The sequence below is a fragment of the Cellulosimicrobium sp. PMB13 genome (assembly GCF_051294865.1).
In the GTDB taxonomy this organism is placed as follows: Bacteria; Actinomycetota; Actinomycetes; order Actinomycetales; family Cellulomonadaceae; genus Cellulosimicrobium.
On record NZ_CP145910.1, the window covers coordinates 904,781 to 921,113 of the forward strand.

General features: G+C 74.1%; 18 protein-coding genes. 9 read left to right on the plus strand and 9 right to left on the minus strand.

Annotated elements, in window-relative coordinates; genetic code table 11:
* Positions 1-53: 53 nt before the first annotated feature.
* Entirely contained in the window at positions 54-650 is a 597-nt protein-coding gene (gene pyrE, locus V5D56_RS04360) for an orotate phosphoribosyltransferase (RefSeq protein WP_435737835.1), read from the plus strand.
* A gap of 49 nt (positions 651-699) precedes the next feature.
* Positions 700-2,526 carry a lipase family protein gene (locus tag V5D56_RS04365; RefSeq protein WP_435737836.1) on the plus strand — a complete coding sequence of 609 codons (1,827 nt, stop codon included), beginning with the start codon at positions 700-702 and terminating at the stop codon, positions 2,524-2,526.
* A gap of 22 nt (positions 2,527-2,548) precedes the next feature.
* Here the strand turns inward: V5D56_RS04365 and V5D56_RS04370 are convergent, their stop codons facing one another.
* Entirely contained in the window at positions 2,549-2,974 is a 426-nt protein-coding gene (locus V5D56_RS04370; RefSeq protein ID WP_435737837.1) for a hypothetical protein, read from the minus strand.
* Between the two features lie 90 nt (positions 2,975-3,064).
* On the opposite strand from V5D56_RS04370, the gene V5D56_RS04375 reads away from it, so the two are divergent.
* Positions 3,065-4,342, plus strand: a complete 1,278-nt coding sequence (locus V5D56_RS04375) for an amidohydrolase (RefSeq protein ID WP_435737838.1) — start codon at positions 3,065-3,067, stop codon at positions 4,340-4,342.
* 7 nt (positions 4,343-4,349) lie between these two features.
* On the opposite strand, the gene clpX is transcribed toward V5D56_RS04375, so the two are convergent.
* The 4 genes from clpX to V5D56_RS04395 form a co-directional block, all read right to left on the minus strand.
* Complete coding sequence (gene clpX, locus V5D56_RS04380; protein WP_435737839.1) at positions 4,350-5,711, minus strand: ATP-dependent Clp protease ATP-binding subunit ClpX; 1,362 nt, start codon at positions 5,709-5,711, stop codon at positions 4,350-4,352.
* Positions 5,712-5,820: 109 nt separating this feature from the next.
* A complete protein-coding gene (zapE, locus tag V5D56_RS04385) occupies positions 5,821-7,107 on the minus strand; it encodes a cell division protein ZapE (RefSeq protein WP_435737840.1) in 1,287 nt (428 codons plus the stop codon).
* Between the two features lie 10 nt (positions 7,108-7,117).
* Positions 7,118-8,065, minus strand: coding sequence for a permease prefix domain 1-containing protein (locus V5D56_RS04390; RefSeq protein WP_435737841.1), 948 nt, complete (start codon positions 8,063-8,065; stop codon positions 7,118-7,120).
* A complete protein-coding gene (locus V5D56_RS04395) occupies positions 8,062-8,406 on the minus strand; it encodes a PadR family transcriptional regulator (RefSeq protein ID WP_435737842.1) in 345 nt (114 codons plus the stop codon). Before V5D56_RS04395 ends, V5D56_RS04390 begins: the two co-directional genes overlap by 4 nt.
* Before the next feature lie 128 nt (positions 8,407-8,534).
* On the opposite strand from V5D56_RS04395, the gene V5D56_RS04400 reads away from it, so the two are divergent.
* Positions 8,535-9,245, plus strand: a complete 711-nt coding sequence (locus tag V5D56_RS04400) for a metal-dependent transcriptional regulator (RefSeq protein WP_435737843.1) — start codon at positions 8,535-8,537, stop codon at positions 9,243-9,245.
* A gap of 145 nt (positions 9,246-9,390) precedes the next feature.
* Here V5D56_RS04400 and V5D56_RS04405 read toward each other — a convergent pair whose 3' ends face one another.
* Positions 9,391-10,017 carry a superoxide dismutase gene (locus V5D56_RS04405; protein ID WP_435737844.1) on the minus strand — a complete coding sequence of 209 codons (627 nt, stop codon included), beginning with the start codon at positions 10,015-10,017 and terminating at the stop codon, positions 9,391-9,393.
* 156 nt (positions 10,018-10,173) lie between these two features.
* Here V5D56_RS04405 and V5D56_RS04410 point away from each other — a divergent pair, with 156 nt between their 5' ends.
* The 4 genes from V5D56_RS04410 to arfB all read left to right on the plus strand — a co-directional run bounded on the left by V5D56_RS04410 (position 10,174) and on the right by arfB (position 12,532).
* The gene (locus V5D56_RS04410; RefSeq protein WP_435737845.1) at positions 10,174-10,539 is read left to right on the plus strand and encodes an iron chaperone; all 366 of its coding nucleotides are present in this window, start codon (positions 10,174-10,176) and stop codon (positions 10,537-10,539) included.
* A gap of 73 nt (positions 10,540-10,612) precedes the next feature.
* The gene (locus tag V5D56_RS04415) at positions 10,613-11,266 is read left to right on the plus strand and encodes a SigE family RNA polymerase sigma factor (RefSeq protein WP_435737846.1); all 654 of its coding nucleotides are present in this window, start codon (positions 10,613-10,615) and stop codon (positions 11,264-11,266) included.
* The gene (locus tag V5D56_RS04420) at positions 11,263-12,024 is read left to right on the plus strand and encodes a hypothetical protein (protein ID WP_435737847.1); all 762 of its coding nucleotides are present in this window, start codon (positions 11,263-11,265) and stop codon (positions 12,022-12,024) included. The genes V5D56_RS04415 and V5D56_RS04420 overlap by 4 nt, the downstream gene beginning before the upstream one ends.
* A 70-nt stretch (positions 12,025-12,094) precedes the next feature.
* Entirely contained in the window at positions 12,095-12,532 is a 438-nt protein-coding gene (arfB, locus tag V5D56_RS04425; protein ID WP_435737848.1) for an alternative ribosome rescue aminoacyl-tRNA hydrolase ArfB, read from the plus strand.
* 8 nt (positions 12,533-12,540) lie between these two features.
* Here arfB and V5D56_RS04430 read toward each other — a convergent pair whose 3' ends face one another.
* Positions 12,541-13,170: a putative glycolipid-binding domain-containing protein gene (locus V5D56_RS04430; RefSeq protein ID WP_435737849.1), complete on the minus strand. Its 630-nt coding sequence runs from the start codon at positions 13,168-13,170 to the stop codon at positions 12,541-12,543.
* A gap of 91 nt (positions 13,171-13,261) precedes the next feature.
* Positions 13,262-14,188, minus strand: coding sequence for a LysR family transcriptional regulator ArgP (locus V5D56_RS04435; RefSeq protein WP_435737850.1), 927 nt, complete (start codon positions 14,186-14,188; stop codon positions 13,262-13,264).
* 69 nt (positions 14,189-14,257) lie between these two features.
* Here V5D56_RS04435 and V5D56_RS04440 point away from each other — a divergent pair, with 69 nt between their 5' ends.
* Positions 14,258-14,917, plus strand: a complete 660-nt coding sequence (locus V5D56_RS04440; RefSeq protein WP_435737851.1) for a LysE/ArgO family amino acid transporter — start codon at positions 14,258-14,260, stop codon at positions 14,915-14,917.
* Between the two features lie 37 nt (positions 14,918-14,954).
* Here the strand turns inward: V5D56_RS04440 and V5D56_RS04445 are convergent, their stop codons facing one another.
* Positions 14,955-16,262, minus strand: a complete 1,308-nt coding sequence (locus tag V5D56_RS04445; RefSeq protein WP_435737852.1) for a DUF1214 domain-containing protein — start codon at positions 16,260-16,262, stop codon at positions 14,955-14,957.
* Positions 16,263-16,333: the final 71 nt, after the last annotated feature.

The following is a 16,333-nucleotide window of genomic DNA, read 5'->3' on the forward strand; positions in this document are numbered from 1 at the left end:
GAGAGCCTGGCGCGATCAGCGGTGCTCGTGGCCCGTGCAGGAAGATCGCGCCCATGACCGCCACAGAGCCGACCCCCTCGTCCCCTCTCGCTCCCGGACCCGCCCCTGACCCCGAGCTCGCCCGCGACGTCGACGCGTGCTGCCGTCTGACCGGCGACTTCACGCTCCGCTCGGGGCAGCGCGCCACGGAGTACTTCGACAAGTACCTCTTCGAGGCGCAGCCTGCACTGCTCGCGCGCGTCGTCGAGCGCATGGTGCCGCTCGTGCCCGACGACGCGGACCTCCTCGGCGGGCTGGAGCTCGGCGGCGTGCCGATCGCGACGCTCCTCAGCGCCAGGACGGGACTCCCGACCCTCTTCGTGCGCAAGCACGCGAAGGAGTACGGCACGCGCAAGGCCGCGGAGGGCCCGGACGTCGCCGGTCGGCGCGTCGTCCTCGTGGAGGACGTCGTCACCACCGGGGGAGCGGTGCGCGACGCCGCCGCGGCGCTCCGGGCGGCAGGCGCCGTCGTCGGTACCGTCGTCTGCGCGATCGACCGGAGCCCCGACGGCGTCGACCCGTTCGCGCACGACGGGCTCTCGCTGCGCGCGGTCCTCACCCGCGCCGAGCTGGACCGTGCACGGGCGGGCCATCCGTCGACGGCCGGCTGACGCGACCGTTCCCCGCGCGCGGCCCGGCACCGGACAGTACGTTCACGGCGTGACCCGCTTCGGTGCGATGCTGCGCGCACGCCTGCGCGACACCGGCGAACGGGTGCCCCGGTGGGTGTCCGTCGTCCTCGGGAGCCTGTGCGTGGTCGTCGGTGCGGTCGTGGTGCTGCGCCCGTTCGCGTCGCTGGCCCTGCTCGTCGTCGCGGTCGTCGTGGGGTCGGTGCTGCTGGGCGTCGCGGAGCTCGTCGGCGACCGTCCCTCGTCGACGGAGGAGGGCTCTGCGCCCGCCTCGCGATGGTCGCCCGTGCTGCGCGTCGGTCGCGCGCTGACGTTCGTCGCGCTCGCGGTCGCCGTCGTGCTCTGGCCTGGTCCGTCGCTCCTCGTGGTGACCATCCTTGTCGGGGCAGGGCTCGTCGCCGCCGGCGCGCTCGACGTCCTCGAGGGCATCCTCGACCGGGGCGCCGAGCGGTGGAGGCTCGTCCTGCTGGGTGTCGCGAGCGTCGTGCTCGGCCTGCTCGCCCTCGCCTGGCCGGACGTGACGGTCCTCGTGGTCGCGGTCGTCCTCGGCGTCCGCCTCGTCCTCCTCGGGGTGCGTCTCGTCGTCGGCGGCATCGGACGCTCCCGGGAGGGGGAGGTCGAGCGCGAGGGTGAGGTGGGCCCGGCACCGGGACCGCGCCACCGAGCCGGCCTCGCCGGGGCGATCGCCGCGGTCGTGCTCGCGACGGCGCTCGCCGGTGCGAGCATCGCGGTCCAGAGCGGCGTCCCGCGTCCGGACGCGTTCTACGACCCGCCGGCGGACGTGCCGTCGGAGCCCGGCCGCCTCCTGCGCGCCGAACCGTTCTCGCGCGCCGTCCCCGACGGCGCCACCGCGTGGCGCGTGCTCTACACGACCACGCGCGACGAGGACGAGCCGGCGGTCGCGAGCGGCGTCGTCGTGCTCCCGGACCTGGCCGACGACGCGGCCCCGCCTCCCGTGGTCGCGTGGGCCCACGGCACGACCGGGTTCGCGCGGGGCTGCGCGCCGTCGATCCTGGACGAGCCGTTCGAGTCCGGCGCGTTCTACCTGCTCGACGACGTGCTCGCGCGCGGCTGGGCGCTCGTCGCACCCGACTACACGGGGCTCGGCGCGGACTCCGCCCACCCGTACCTCGTCGGCGAGGGAGAAGGGCGGTCCGTCCTGGACGCCGTCCGCGCGGCGCGCGAGCTCGAGGACGTGTCCCTCGGTGAGCAGACGGTCGTCTGGGGGCACTCGCAGGGCGGGCACGCCGCCCTGTGGACCGGGCAGATCGCGCCGGGGTACGCGGCCGACGTGCCGCTGGCCGGTGTCGCCGCGCTCGCCCCCGCGAGCGACCTGCTCGCGCTCGTCGAGCACCTCGAGGCGGTGCCCGGCGGCAGCATCTTCGCGTCCTACGTGGTGCAGGCCTACGCCGCCGCCTACCCGGACGCGGACCCGTACGACGTCGTGCGACCGGGCGCGCGGATCGTGGTGCACGAGATGGCGACGCGGTGCCTCGCGGAGCCGGGCGCGCTCGTCTCCGTCGCGGAGTCGCTCGCCATGGACCAGCCCTTGTGGACGGGGGACCCGACGACCGGTGCGTTCGGGGAGCGCCTCGCGGAGAACGTCCCGACCGGACCCGTCGCGGCACCGGTGCTGGTCGCGCAGGGAGCGGACGACACGCTCGTCGTGCCGAGCCTGCAGGACGCCTACGTGGGCACACGGTGCGCGCAGGGCCAGCCCGTCGACTACCGCCGGTACGAGGGTGCGGACCACGTGGGTCTCGTCGCGGCGGGGTCGCCGCTCGTCCCGGACCTGCTGCGCTGGACCGAGGACCGCCTCGCCGGCACCGCGCCGACGCCGACGTGCGGGGCGGGATGACCGCCGGCCCGACGGCGCCGGTTCAGTCCTCGGACGGGTCGGCGTCCACCCGGGCCGCGTCCTCCGGCGCGGCGTCCCGGCGGACCGTCTCCCCCTGGGCGGCGGCCGACCGGGCACGCAGGAGGCTCGCCACGTCGGCGAGCGCGCTGCCGACCGGGCGCGGTGCGCGGTCGGGACGGAGGTACCTCTCGTCGTCGAGCGGGGCAGTCACCCCAGGACCCTCTCGGCCTTCTCGGCGCTCGCGGTCCCCGTCGCGCGCGTCGCCGACCGGTCGCGGCGGTGCGTCGACCCCGGCGGCGACCGGGCCGTCGTCGGGCACGGTGCGCGAGCGCCACGCGAGCGTGGCCGCGACGAGCCGACGGTAGACGCCCGCGTCGAGCGGGTCCCGCAACCACGCGTCCGCTGCCTCGGCGACGCGCCGAGCGAGGCGTTCCTCCACGTCCGTCACGTCCGTGCCTCCTCGGTCGACCACGCGTCCGTCCCGCCCATCCTCACCCACCGACTAGAACGTCGTGCCCCGGCGCGCGATCATGCGTGCATGACCTCACCGCTCACGACCGCCGAGCTCACCGACATCTACACCGACCTGCACCGTCATCCTGAGCTCGCGTTCGAGGAGCACCGCACCGCGGGCGTCGTCGCCGAGCGGCTGCGCGGGTGGGGCTACGCCGTGCACGAGGGCGTCGGCGTCACCGGCGTCGTGGGGGTGCTCGAGAACGGGCCGGGACCGCGCGTGCTGCTGCGCGCCGACATGGACGGCCTGCCGGTCACCGAGCTCACCGGCCTGCCGTACGCGTCGACCCAGACCGCGACGACGCCCGAGGGCGACGTGTCCGGGACCATGCACGCGTGCGGTCACGACGTCCACGTGACGTGCCTGCTCGGCGCGGCAGCGGCGCTCGCGGCGCACCGGGACACCTGGTCGGGCGCGCTCGTCGTCGTGTTCCAGCCTGCCGAGGAGCTGGGCGGTGGCGCCCGGGCCATGGTCGCCGACGGGCTGTACGACCGGACGGGCCGACCCGACGTCGTGCTCGGCCAGCACGTCGTGCCGCTGCCCGTGGGCGTCGTCAACCTCACGGCCGGCCCGGCGATGGCCGCGTCCGACGCCTTCCGCGTCACCCTCCACGGCAAGGGCGGGCACGGGTCGAGCCCGGAGGCGACGGTCGACCCCGTCGTCATGGCCGCGGCGACGGTCATGCGGCTCCAGGGCGTCGTGTCGCGCGAGGTGGCGGCAGCGGACTCCGCCGTCGTCACGGTCGGCTCCGTGCGCGCCGGCACGCGGGCGAACATCATCCCGGAGACGGCCGAGCTGCTCGTCAACGTGCGGTCCTTCGCCGAGGACGTGCGGGGGCGCGTGCTCACGGCGATCCGGCGCATCGTCGACGCGGAGGCTGCGGCGTCGGGCGCGCCGTCGTCGCCGGAGCTCGAGGAGATCTCGACGTTCGACCTCCTGGTCAACGACCCGGTCGCGTCCGAGCGCACGCGCGCGGTGCTCTCGCGGACGCTCGAGGAGCAGCGGACCCGGATCGAGACGGCCGGCGGCCGACCGGTCGTGGTGTCGCTGCCGCCGCTGCCCGGCTCGGAGGACGTCGGCGAGCTCGCGACCGCCGCGGGCGTCCCGCTCGTCTACTGGAACCTCGGCGGCTTCCCGGCGTCGCTCTACGCCGACGTCGACCTGTCCCGCGCGACCGGCATGGGCAGCCTGCCCGACGGCGTCGCGCCGAACCACTCGCCGTACTTCGCGCCCGTGCCCGAGCCGACCCTCGACCTCGGCGTCGAGCTGCTCGTCGCGGCGGCGCGGGAGTGGCTGGACTGAGCCGCCGTCAGGCGGACTTCTCGCGGGGGGTACGGGTGCGGGTGGTGGTGCGCGGCACGATGGTCGGGTTGACGTTGTCGAGCACGACCTCGCGGGTGATCACGACCCGCTCCACGTCGTCACGCGACGGCACGTCGAACATCACCTGCTGCAGCACCTCCTCCATGATCGCGCGCAGCCCCCGCGCCCCCGTCCCGCGCAGCAACGCCTGCTCCGCGACCGCCTCGACCGCCTCGTCGGTGAACTCCAGCTCCACCCCGTCGATCGCGAACATCCGCTGATACTGCTTGACCAACGCGTTCCTCGGCTGCGTCAAGATCCGCACCAACGCCTCCGCGTCCAACGCCCCCACCGACGCGATCACCGGCAACCGCCCGATGAACTCCGGGATCAACCCGTACCGGTGCAGATCCTCCGGACGCACCTGCGCGAACAGGTCCTCCCCCGCACCCGTGTCGATCGGCGCACCAAAACCCACCCCGCGCTTACGAGCCCGCGCCGCCACGATGTCGTCCAACCCCGCAAAAGCCCCCGCCACGATGAACAGCACGTTCGACGTGTCCACCTGGATGAACTCCTGGTGCGGGTGCTTACGACCACCCTGCGGCGGCACCGACGCGCTCGTGCCCTCGATGATCTTGAGCAACGCCTGCTGCACACCCTCACCCGACACGTCACGCGTGATCGACGGGTTCTCCGCCTTGCGGGCCACCTTGTCGATCTCGTCGATGTAGATGATCCCCTGCTCGGCCTTCTTCACGTCGAAGTCCGCCGCCTGCACCAGCTTCAGCAGGATGTTCTCCACGTCCTCCCCGACATACCCGGCCTCGGTGAGCGCCGTGGCGTCAGCGATCGCGAACGGCACGTTCAACATCCGCGCCAACGTCTGCGCCAGATACGTCTTGCCCGTCCCCGTCGGACCGATCAACAAGATGTTCGACTTCGCCAGCTCCACGTCGTCGAGGCCGTCGCCCGGCCCGGACGCCGCGTCGCCGGCGGCCTCTGCCGCCTCGGCGGCGGCCGCGGCCGCCCGGACACGCTTGTAGTGGTTGTGGACGGCGACGGCGAGCGCGCGCTTGGCGCCGTCCTGCCCGACGACGTAGGTGCTGAGGTGCGCGAAGATCTCGTGGGGCGTGGGCAGGCGTCCGTCACCGGTGGCGACGTCCTGGTTCTCGGGCTCGCGGTCCTCGTCGACCATCTCCAGGCACAGCGCGACGCACTCGTCGCAGATGAAGACCCCCGCCGGCCCGGCGATCAGGCGCTTGACCTGCTTCTGCGACTTCCCGCAGAACGAGCAGGTCAGGGTGTCGGCCGAGCGGGGGCGGCGCGAGCGGTCGTCGCCCGTGCCGCTGCCGTCAGTGGGTGCCACGAGAACCTCCGGTCGGGGTGGGTGCCGCGTCGGGGCCGATCGTAGCGTCCGCCGCCCTCAGTCCGGTCAAGCGGGGGTGTGCGGGCCGGTCACTGCCGCCTCGGGCGCCTCAGGATCGTCGCGCGGCGACCGGGGCGTCGAGGAGCTGGAGCCGGCTCGCGGTGCGGAACGCGTCCGGCCGGTCGGTGCGCGCCGCGAGGAACGTCGCCCGGTCGTGCGGCGAGGTCACCACGAGCTCGACGTCCGCGTCGCACAGCACGTCCACGACCGCGACGAACCGCTGCTGGGCCTCCCGGTCGACCTCCGTGAGGAGCGGGACGCCGGTGACCACCCACCGGGGGAACCGGGCGGCCCAGTCGAGGTACTCGAGGGTCGACGTCGCACGGGTCGCCAGGTCCTCGAACGTCACCCAGAGCTCTGCCGGCCCGGCGTCGTGCCCCTCGCGCGCGGCGGACACCGCGAAGGTGCGCGGCCCGGAGCGCAGGCGCGTCGCCTCGCCGGGACCAGGGGCGCGCAGCCCGCGCGCGGCGAGCTGCGCCGTCGTCCCCGGGGCGAGCCACGCGCCCGCGGCGAACCCCGGACGTCCGCGTCCTCCGAGCGAGCGGTAGTCGGTCGGGCCGGCGAGCTCGACGACGTCGAGGTGCTCGCGCAGGAGCGCGATGCCCGGCTCCGCGAGGTGGTGCCACAGCGGGTTCGGCAGGAGCGTATCGGGCGCGTAGTTCGACGTCGCGAGGACCACGACGCCCGCCTCGAACGTCCGGCGCAGGAGCCGGGTGAGGAGGGTCGCGTCGCCGGAGTCGTGCAGGTGGAGCTCGTCGAGGTAGAGCAGCGTCGTGCCGCGCAGGAGGTCGTCGATCGCGGCGTCGACCGCGCTGGGCGGCGTGTCGGGTCGCGGCTCGGGCCGCGCGTCGGGCGAGTCCGGTTCCGGCGCCAGCGCACGCGTCCGCCACCCGCGGGTCGGGCCGTGCTGCCCGACGGCGGCCCGCGCGCCGCCGCGGGACGCCACCCGGCGCGCGTGGATCGCGGCGTGCAGCTCGCGGAAGAGGTCGTACACGTGGACGCGCTTCGTCGCGCCGGGCGCGAGCTCGCGGGAGACCGCCGTGAAGAGCTCGCCCGCGAGCCACGACTTCCCGCGCCCCGCAGGTCCCCACACGTACAGGCCCCGCGGTGCGGGGCGAGAAGGCGCGTGAGAAGCCACGTGGGAGGCCGGGCCGGACGTCGGGCGAGGCGCCGGGCGGGGTGCGGGCCGCCGTCGGGCACCGAGGCCGGGGAGGCCCGCCGCGACCTGGAGGAGCCGCTCGAGGACGTCGCGCTGGCCGCGGTCGAGAGTGAAGCCCTCGCGCGCGGACGCCGCCTCGACCGCGTCGCGGACGCGGTCGAGGCGGCGGGAGGTCACGCGGACAAGCCTAGGCGCGCCGCGCGCGCAGGGCCTTCACCCAGACGTCGACGACGTCCCAGACGGCGATGACGACGGTCAACGCGATGATCCCGTTCGAGAGCCACGTCAGGGAGTCGCCCCCGGACGCCTCGAGGAACGCCGGGTTGACGAGGCGGTCGGCACCGGCGAGCCACACGACGACGCCGGCGAACAGCGCGGCGGTGACGGTGTTGGCGACGGCGAGGCCGACGGTCCACCGGCCGCGGGTGTACGTGACGATGGTGAGCACGATGTCGGCGGCCACGATCGCCAGCAGCACGAGCGTCCAGACGGGCCACATGCCGGGGTCCAGCACGGGGATGGCGTCGCCGTCGGGTGCCTCGAACCACGAGACGGAACGCTGCAGCAGGAGCGCGGCGGCGACCAGCACGAGCAGGCCCACCGAGACGACCGTGTCGACGAGCGAGACGTCGCGGGGTGCGCGCTCGGCCGGGAGCCTGTCGACCGTCCACGGCCCGGTGAGCTCGTCGTGCTTGCGGGGCGTGCCGTAGCGCTCGAGAACGACGAACACGAGGGTGGTCCAGAACGCGATCTGCAGCGCGACGGTGGCCGTCGTCCACAGACCGCTCCAGATCGCCGACCCGACGGGGTCGCCGTCGACGAGATCGGTCGTGAGGACGATCGCTCCGGGGATGATGCTGACCCAGAGCAGCAGCTTGAGCAGGCGCAGCCAGTCGAGGTAGAGGGTCGGGCCGATGAGGTAGAGCGGTCGGCCGGCGAGACCCGCGGCGAGACGGTCGGGGTCGCCGAGGTCGGTGAGCACCGTCGTCTCGGCGGACTCGGGGTCCGCGCCGGCCTCCACCTGGGCGTCGACGGCGTCCGCGATGGACGCGCGCAGCTCGTCCTCGATGTCGCCGTGCTGCTCGGCGGGGATGCGGCGCAGGGTCGCCGCGACGTAGCGGTCGGTGAGCGTCATGACCGGCCTTTCTCGGTGTCGATGGTCTGGAGGTGTCGGGCGACGGTCGTCCACTCGTCGAGCAGCGTGCGCGCGAGCTGCTCGCCGTCGGGGGACGTCCGGTAGAACTTGCGCGGCCGGGCCTCGTCGGTGTTCCACTCGCTGACGAGCAGCCCCTGCTTCTCGAGCCGGCGCAGGAGGGGGTACAGCGTGTTGGCGTCGACGGGCAGGTCGGCCGCGGCGAGCGACTCGAGCAGCCCGTACCCGTAGCCGGGCGTGCGCAGCATCAGCAGGCTCGCGACGACGACGGAGCCGCGCCGCACCTCCTGGCTGTGTCCCGCGGAGATCTCTGGATCGATCATGTGTCACACCATAGTGTGCGACACACAGTATGCGCAAGAGACACAACATCGTGTTTGCACAGGCCCGCTAGACTGGAATGGTTCCAGAGAAGACCTGCTCCGACCCTGCGCGCCGCCCGGGAGGCCTCGTGACCGACCTGATCGACACCACCGAGATGTACCTGAAGTCGATCTACGAGCTGCAGGAGGAGGGCATCCCGCCGCTGCGGGCCCGGATCGCCGAGCGGCTGGGACACTCCGGTCCCACGGTGTCGCAGACCGTCGCCCGGATGGAGCGCGACGGGCTCGTCGTCGTCGGCGGCGACCGCCAGCTCGAGCTCACGCCGCTCGGCCACCAGACCGCCGTGCGCGTCATGCGCAAGCACCGGCTCGCGGAGCGGCTGCTCACCGACGTCATCAAGCTCGACTGGGAGCAGGTCCACACCGAGGCCTGCCGCTGGGAGCACGTGATGAGCGACCTCGTCGAGCAGCGCCTCATCGGCCTGCTCGACCACCCCGCGCACGACCCCTACGGCAACCCGATCCCCGGCCTGCGCGAGCTCGGCGAGGACCTGCCGGAGGTCGAGTACCTCGACGGCGTGTCGTCGCTGCCCGCGCACCTCCTCGCGCACGGTGTGCTGCCGGGCCAGCAGGTGCGCGTCGTCCTGCAGCGCATCGCCGAGCCGATCCAGGTCGACGTCGAGCTGCTCGCGCGGTTCGCCGAGGCGGGGGTCTTCCCGCGGCGCACGCTCCTCGTGGAGCCCGCCGACGGCGGCGTGACGGTCGCGGGCGACGGCTCGGAGGTCGTCCTCGACCTCCCCGTCGACGTCGCGCGCCACCTCTTCGTGACGGCCGACTGACCCCGCGGGCCCAGAGCCCGGGCCCTGGGCTCGGGGACGGAACGTGCCGAACCCCGGGTCGTCCCCCGATCAGAGCGCTGATCGAGGGACGACCCGGGGTTCGGCGTCGGTGCTGCGGGTGCTGCGGTGCTGTCAGGCCCTGTTCTCAGGCGGGGACGATGAGTCCGGCGGTCTGGGTCTTGGCGCGCTGGAGGCGGGCCTCGGCGTCGGACCAGCTGACGAGGTTCCACCAGGCGGTGACGTAGTCGGCGCGCACGTTCTGGTAGTCGAGGTAGTAGGCGTGCTCCCAGACGTCGAGCAGGACGATGGGGGTCAGGCCGAGGGCGATGTTGCCCTGCTGGTCGTAGAGCTGGACGGTGATGAGCTTCTGTCCGATGGAGTCCCAGGCCAGGATGGCCCAGCCGGAGCCCTGGACGCCCGCGGCGACGGCGGCGAACTGCTTCTTGAAGGCGTCGAACGAGCCGAAGTTCTCGTCGATCGCGGCGCCGATCTCGCCGGTGGGCTCGCCGCCGCCCTCGGGGGAGAGGTTGGTCCAGAAGGCGGAGTGGTTGACGTGGCCGCCGAGGTTGAACGCGAGGTTCTTCTCGTGGAGGTTGATCGCGGCGAAGTCGCCGGACTCGCGGGCGTCGGCGAGCTTCTCGAGGGCGGTGTTGGCGCCGGTGACGTAGGCCTGGTGGTGCTTGGAGTGGTGCAGCTCCATGATCCGCCCGGAGATGTGCGGCTCGAGCGCACCGTAGTCGTACGACAGCTCGGGGAGAGTGTAGACAGGCATGGTTCCTCAGGTTCCTTCCGTCGGTGTACGGCCACGCTAGGACCTCGACCACGGTTGAGGTCAAGCGGGACACGGTGTGATCTCGCAGGTCGGGCGGGCGACGTGACTCCTGGGGCTCGACGCGCGGACCTGCCGACGGCGCGCGAGCATGGGCGGATGGGGACCGTCACCGACTACCTGGCCGACCTCGCCGAACCGGAGCGCGCGACCCTCGCGCACGTCGTCGCCGTCGCCCGCGAGGTCGTGCCCGACGCCCAGGAGGGCACGGGATACGGCATGCCCGCCCTGACCTACCGCGGCAGGCCGCTGCTCAGCGCCGTGCGTGCGGCGAAGCACCTCGCCGTGTACCCGTTCAGCCCGGCCGCGGTCACCGCCGTCGTCCCGCGGCTCGAGGGCTTCTCGCACGCCAAGGGCACGATCCGGTTCGGCGCCGACCACCCGCTCCCGGACGACGTCGTGCGCGACCTCGTCGCCGCGCGCGTCGCCGAGATCGACGAGGCGCTCGGGCCGCCGTCGGGCTGATCCGTGGCGGACGGAACCTCACGGCCCTCCGCTGCGTCTACGTCGTCATGAGAGCCAGAGCCGGGTCGACCGGATGAGTGGCGACGAACCAGAGGTGGTCGTCGTCGCGGGGGGTGGTCCCGCGACGTCCCGCGACGAGTTCACGGCGTTCGTCCGCGAGCACTCCGCCACGCTCTACCGCGTCGCCTACATGCTCTGCGGGAACCCCCACCGCGCCCAGGACCTCGTCCAGCAGACGCTCGAGCGGACCTATCGCTCGTGGGGCAGGGTGCGCGACGGCTCGCCGCTCGCGTACTCGCGCACCGTCCTCATGAACCTGCGGGTCGACACATGGCGGCGGACCCGCCGAGAGCGCGCGGTCGACCCGCAGGACCTCATGGACCTCACCGACGACGGCCACTCCGCCCGTTCGTCGGCCCGCACCGCGCCCGCGCTGGACACGCAGGTGGGGGAGCGGGACCGGGTCGTCCGGGCGCTCGCAGAGCTCCCGCTGAAGCAGCGGCGCGTCGTGGTGCTGCGCTTCCTCCTCGACCTGGGGGAGGCCGAGACCGCGAAGACCCTCGGACTTCCGGTGGGGACCGTCAAGTCCCAGGCGTCGCGCGGGCTCGCCCGGCTACGCGTTCTGCTCGGGGAGCCGGACGCCGGCTCGGGCGGCCCGCGCGCAGCCTCACCCACGTCCACCGCGCCGACCGCAGGGGTGCCCGCCACCGAGAGGGGATCGTCATGACCCGCACCGACCCGTTCCTCGACCGTCTGCACGACGTCGTCGAGACGGTCGACGTGCCGGAGCTCGACCCGGACGCGATGGCCGACCGTGCCGTGCGGACCGTGCGTGCACGCCGCATGGCGGCCGGTGGGGCGATCGCGGCAGTGGTCGTCGCCGTCGTCGTGCTCTTCCCCTCGGTCGCCGACCGGCTCGACGGTGCGCCGCTCCCGGGGCCGGCGGCCACCCCGATCGCGACGCCGCTCGGCCCGGAGCCTCCGGGCGAGGTCCTCACCGCCGCGCTGCCGCGTGTGGAGGGCGTCGTGCCCGGCGTCCCCGACGGCTGGGAGCCGCAGGAGATCGCCGGGCTGACGTACGCGATGCCGCCGTCGTGGACGCCGGACCCGGATCCCGCGCGGAGCGGCCCGAGATACCAGAGGTGGGTCGGCGGGGAGGAGGACGCCCTCGGCGCGGCCGAGCCCGCGATGCTCGAGGTCTCGTTCGCCGCCGGGTACGCCACGTGGGAGGTGCCCGACGACGCCTACGTGGCCGAGGCGAAGAGGACGTGGGATGCGACCGTCGAGACGGTCGACGTCACCGGTGCGGACTACGTCCTCGTCGAGCGCCAGCCCTTCTCCTCCGACGGCGCGTCCGCCGTCCAGGTCCAGGTCGCGCTGCGTGAGTCGGACGGACCCGGCTACACCCTCCTGTTCTGGGTGCCGGACTCCCCGCGCGGGGAGGAGCTCGTGCGGGGGTTCCTCGGGTCGCTGGGCTTCGCCTGACAGATCGGGATCCGCCTGTCGGACGGGGGATCCGGCGCGGCGCAGGAGCCCGGCCGGGCATGATGGTCGCGTGCCCGACGACGCCCGCCCCGGTCTGCGCGTGACGCCCGCCCTGGTCGTCCCGGAGGCGGAGCTGTCGTGGCGCTTCTCGCGGTCGTCGGGCCCGGGTGGGCAGGGGGTAAACACGGCGGACTCGCGCGTCGAGCTGTCGTGGGACGTCGCGGGTTCGGCCGTGCTCTCCGCCACCCAGCGCGCCCGGATCGAGGAACGGCTCGCGCGCCGGATGGCCGGGGGAGTGCTGACCGTCGCGGCGTCGGAGCACCGCGCCCAGCTGCGGAACCGGGACGCCGCGCGCACACGGCTGGCCGCGCTCGTCGCCGACGCGCTCGCCCCGCCGGGACCACGCCGACGCGCGACACGACCGACCCGGGGCTCGGTGGAACGACGCATCGACGCGAAGAAGCGCCGCTCGGGGGTCAAGCGGATGCGGCGGCCCCCGGCCGACTGATCCGCGGCTCAGATCCTCCGCGCGAGCTGCGGGTAGTCGACGACGATGCCGTCCGCGTCGACGGTGAGGTCAGCCGTGAAGTCCCGGGTGGCGCTCGTGTAGGTCACGGTCCCGTGACCGGTCGTGGTGTCCACCGGGGTGCGCGCCGCGTAGACCTGGTCGCTGCGCAGCACCTGGAGCGACGGGACGTCCACCCACGCCATGACGAAGGGGGTCTCGCGCGGCGGGGCGTCGGCCCCGAGGAGCCCGAGCCGCAGGATCGGCATCGTGTTCGTCACCGGGCACAGCGCGATGTCGCAGTCGACGGCGCCGTCGAGCTCGCGCGGGTCAGTGATCCCCGGTGCGGGGAGGTCGTCGGGGGCGCGACCGGACGCCTGCACGTCTGCCTGCCACGCGCCGTCGGGCAGCCGGGTCAGGGTGAGGTGGCGCGACCACCCGACGCCCCGCGACGAGATCTCCAACCGCTGGGTGACCCAGCCGGGGCCGGTGGTCAACGCCCACGCCGTGACGTGGTCCGTGGCGCGTGACGTGCCGAGCGCGTCGAGCCGGTTCTCGTGCAGGGTGACGGTCGCCGCCTCGAGGCGGTCCGGGTCGTCGTCCCAGCCGCGCCAGGCGACGTGCCGCGTCGTCGTGGTCATCGGGGCCCTCCCGTGTCGTCGGTGCCGCTGCCAGTCTCCGCCGAGCCGACCGTCGTCGCCGGTCGTGGCCCGGCGCCCGGTGCCGCCGAGGTCAGGTGAGAGCTGCGCGCGCGGCCCGGGCGACGGCCGCCGCCACCCGGTCGAGCGAGGACGAGTGCAGCCGCCACTGCTGCCAGTGCTGCGGCACGTCGACGGCGCGCGCGTCGTCGAACCCCACGAGCCTCCCGGCGCGCTCGCCGGCCGCGCTCTGCACGTCCGGGAGCATGCCCCAGCCCATACCCTGCTCGATCGCGCGCAGGAACTCGTGGGACGCCGGGACGTAGTGCCGCGGCGGGCCGGCCGGGTCGGGGCCGAGCCGGGCGCGCAGGTAGCGCTCCTGCAGGTCGTCCTTGCGGTCGAACGCGAGCACGGGCGCGACGGCGAGCGCCTCGTGCGTCGCGCCGTCTGCGAACCAGCGCTCGACGAACCGCGGGCTCGCCATGGGCCGGTAGCGCATCCTGCCGAGGAGGGTCGAGCGGCAGCCCGGCACCGCCTCGGCGACCGACGACACCGCGGCGACGGCCGTACCGTCCCGCAGGAGCCCGATCGAGTGCTCCTCGTCCTCGCGGAGCACCTCGAGCCGCGCCCACCCGGACGCCTCGACGAGCGCCGGGAGGGCCCAGGTGGTGAGCGCGTCTCCCGAGACGACGAGGGTGATCTCCGGGAGCGGGTCCGGGGTCTCTGCGTCGGGCGCGGTGGCCCGGGCGCCTGCGGGTCCGGCGATGCCCAGCTCGACCAGGACGTCTGCCTGCTGGAGCGCGAGGTGCCGCGCGTGCCGCACGAGCACCTGCCCCGGTGGCGTGAGCTCCGCCGGGCGACCCCGACGGACAAGTACCTGCCCGACCGCCGACTCGAGCGCCCGCATGCGTTGGCTCACCGCGGAGGGCGTGACGCCGAGCTCGCGCGCGGCGGCGTCGAACGTGCCCGTCGCGGCGATCGCCTCGAGCGCCCGGAGCTGGTCCGGCTGCAGGTCGACCATGAGCACATCTTACGAAGCACCAGAATCTTTCGCTGTACTGAACGAGGCGGCGGGCCTAGCGTCGATGCCGTGACCGTCCTCGCCCTCGCCTCCCCGCTCGTCGCCGGCCTCGGCGCCGGGCTCTCGCTCATCGTCGCGATCGGTGCTCAGAACGCGTTCGTGCTGCGCCAGGGCCTGCGCCGCGAGCACGTCCTGCCGGTCGTCGCGGTGTGCGCGATCTCCGACCTCGTGCTCATCGCCGCCGGGACGGCGGGCCTCGGAGCGTTGGTCACCGGCGCTCCCGCGCTGCTCACCGGCGTGCGCTGGGCGGGCGGACTCTTCCTCCTGGCGCTCGCGGCGCTCGCGGCCCGGCGCGCGCTGCGTCCGGGCGGGCTCGACCCGGCATCAGCGGGCGGGGCGCCGTCGGCGCGGTCCGCGGTCGGGACGGCGCTGGCGCTCACCTGGCTCAACCCGCACGTCTACCTCGACACCGTGCTCCTGCTCGGCACGCTCGCGGCGGGCTACGCCGCCGCGCACTCCGGGGGCGCGGAGGCGCTCGGGCCCGACGCCGTCCGCTGGCTCTTCGGCGCGGGCGCCGCCGTCGCGAGCCTCGCCTGGTTCACGGCGCTCGGGTTCGGCGCGCGGTTGCTCGCCCCGGTCTTCGCGCGGCCGACGGCCTGGCGCGTGCTCGACGGCGCGATCGCCGTCGTCATGGCGGCGATCGGAGTGACGCTCCTCGTGGGGTCGTGAACCCGCTCGGCCCTCCGCGCCACCGGACGTCACCCGCTCAGCGGGCGGCGTCCGGCACCACCGGCGGGGGTGACCAGGCGCCGGTGCGGACCTCGGAGCGCGGGAGGTAGGTGCGCAGGATCGCGGTGAAGCGTTCGCCGTCGGGGGGCAGGGGCAGCCAGTTCTCCTCGGGCACCTCGGCCGGGCGACGGGTGGCGTAGACGAGCGTGAAGCCGCCGTCGTCGTCGAGCTCCAGGCGGCTGCGGTAGCTGACCTCGTAGCGTGCGGCGGGGTTCGGCACGAGCATCATCGACGGGTAGGCGTACACCGTGAGGGACCAGTACCCGTCGACGTGGTCGCCCGGTGCGTCCCCCGGTGCGAAGCGCTGGCGGTAGGTCGTGCCCCCGGTGGGCTCGACGCCGTCGGAGTCGGTCTGGAGCGGGAGGTAGATCGCCTCCGAGGCGGCGTTCCACCAGATGCCGGCGTAGTTCGCGGTCGTGCGGAAGCCCACGTCGTCGCCGAAGCCGTCACGGTCGCCGGTCGACGTCCAGCCGTTCCGGGCCTCGCTGAGGTGCGTCGCGAGGTACAGGAACTGCGGGAACGACGTCGTGCGGACGAAGTCGTCGAGCGCGTCCGCGTGCGCGGGGTCCGCCGCTACCCAGGTCGAGACGGCGTCGAGCAGCGGAGCCATCTCGGGTCCGCGTCCGCTGCGGTCGGGGGCCGCGAGCGCGTGGTCGAGCCGCGCCCGGTCGAACAGCGCTGCCGCGGGAGGCGCGGCGTTGGTGAACGCCGGCACGTCCACGGCCGGCTCGATGCGCGGGGTGCCCGTGGAGGACACGGCGAACTGGTGCTGCAGGGCGACGGCGGCGTCCACGTCGTCGACGATCTGGACCCGGGTGAGCACCTTGGCCTTCGGCGAGGGCAGGTCGATCCGGTAGGCGCCGTCCGGGAGCCGAGGGGAGCTGCCGGCCAGGCACAAGGCGTACGTGCCGTGCGGTTGCTGCGGCAGGGTGCGCTCGTTGACGTTCTGCACGATCTCGGCCCACTCGTCGACGATCTGCGCGGTGTAGTACGTGCCAGGCGGTACCTCGGGCACCTCGAGGAGCGCCGGGGTGTCGGCGTCGACCGCGACCCAGGCCTCGGAGTAGACGACGTCGAGGTTCGGGTTGACGAACGTCGGCGCAGCACCCGCGCCGGTCCCCGCGACCACGGGCGGGTTGTGCTTCAGGACGTTGTAGTCGACGCCGGGCTCGGCCAGGTCGACCTGCTCCTGGCGCACGACGAGGTAGCGACCCAGGACGTAGACCCAGGCCTGGGTGATCTGGTCCGCGGTGAGGTCGAGGCCGTTCAAGGGCGTGGTGGTCACGAGGCGCTCCTGTCGCTCTACGGGGCTGCCGGTGAGGCGGCCCACCCCTGTATATGTCGTCGGCGAGCGTG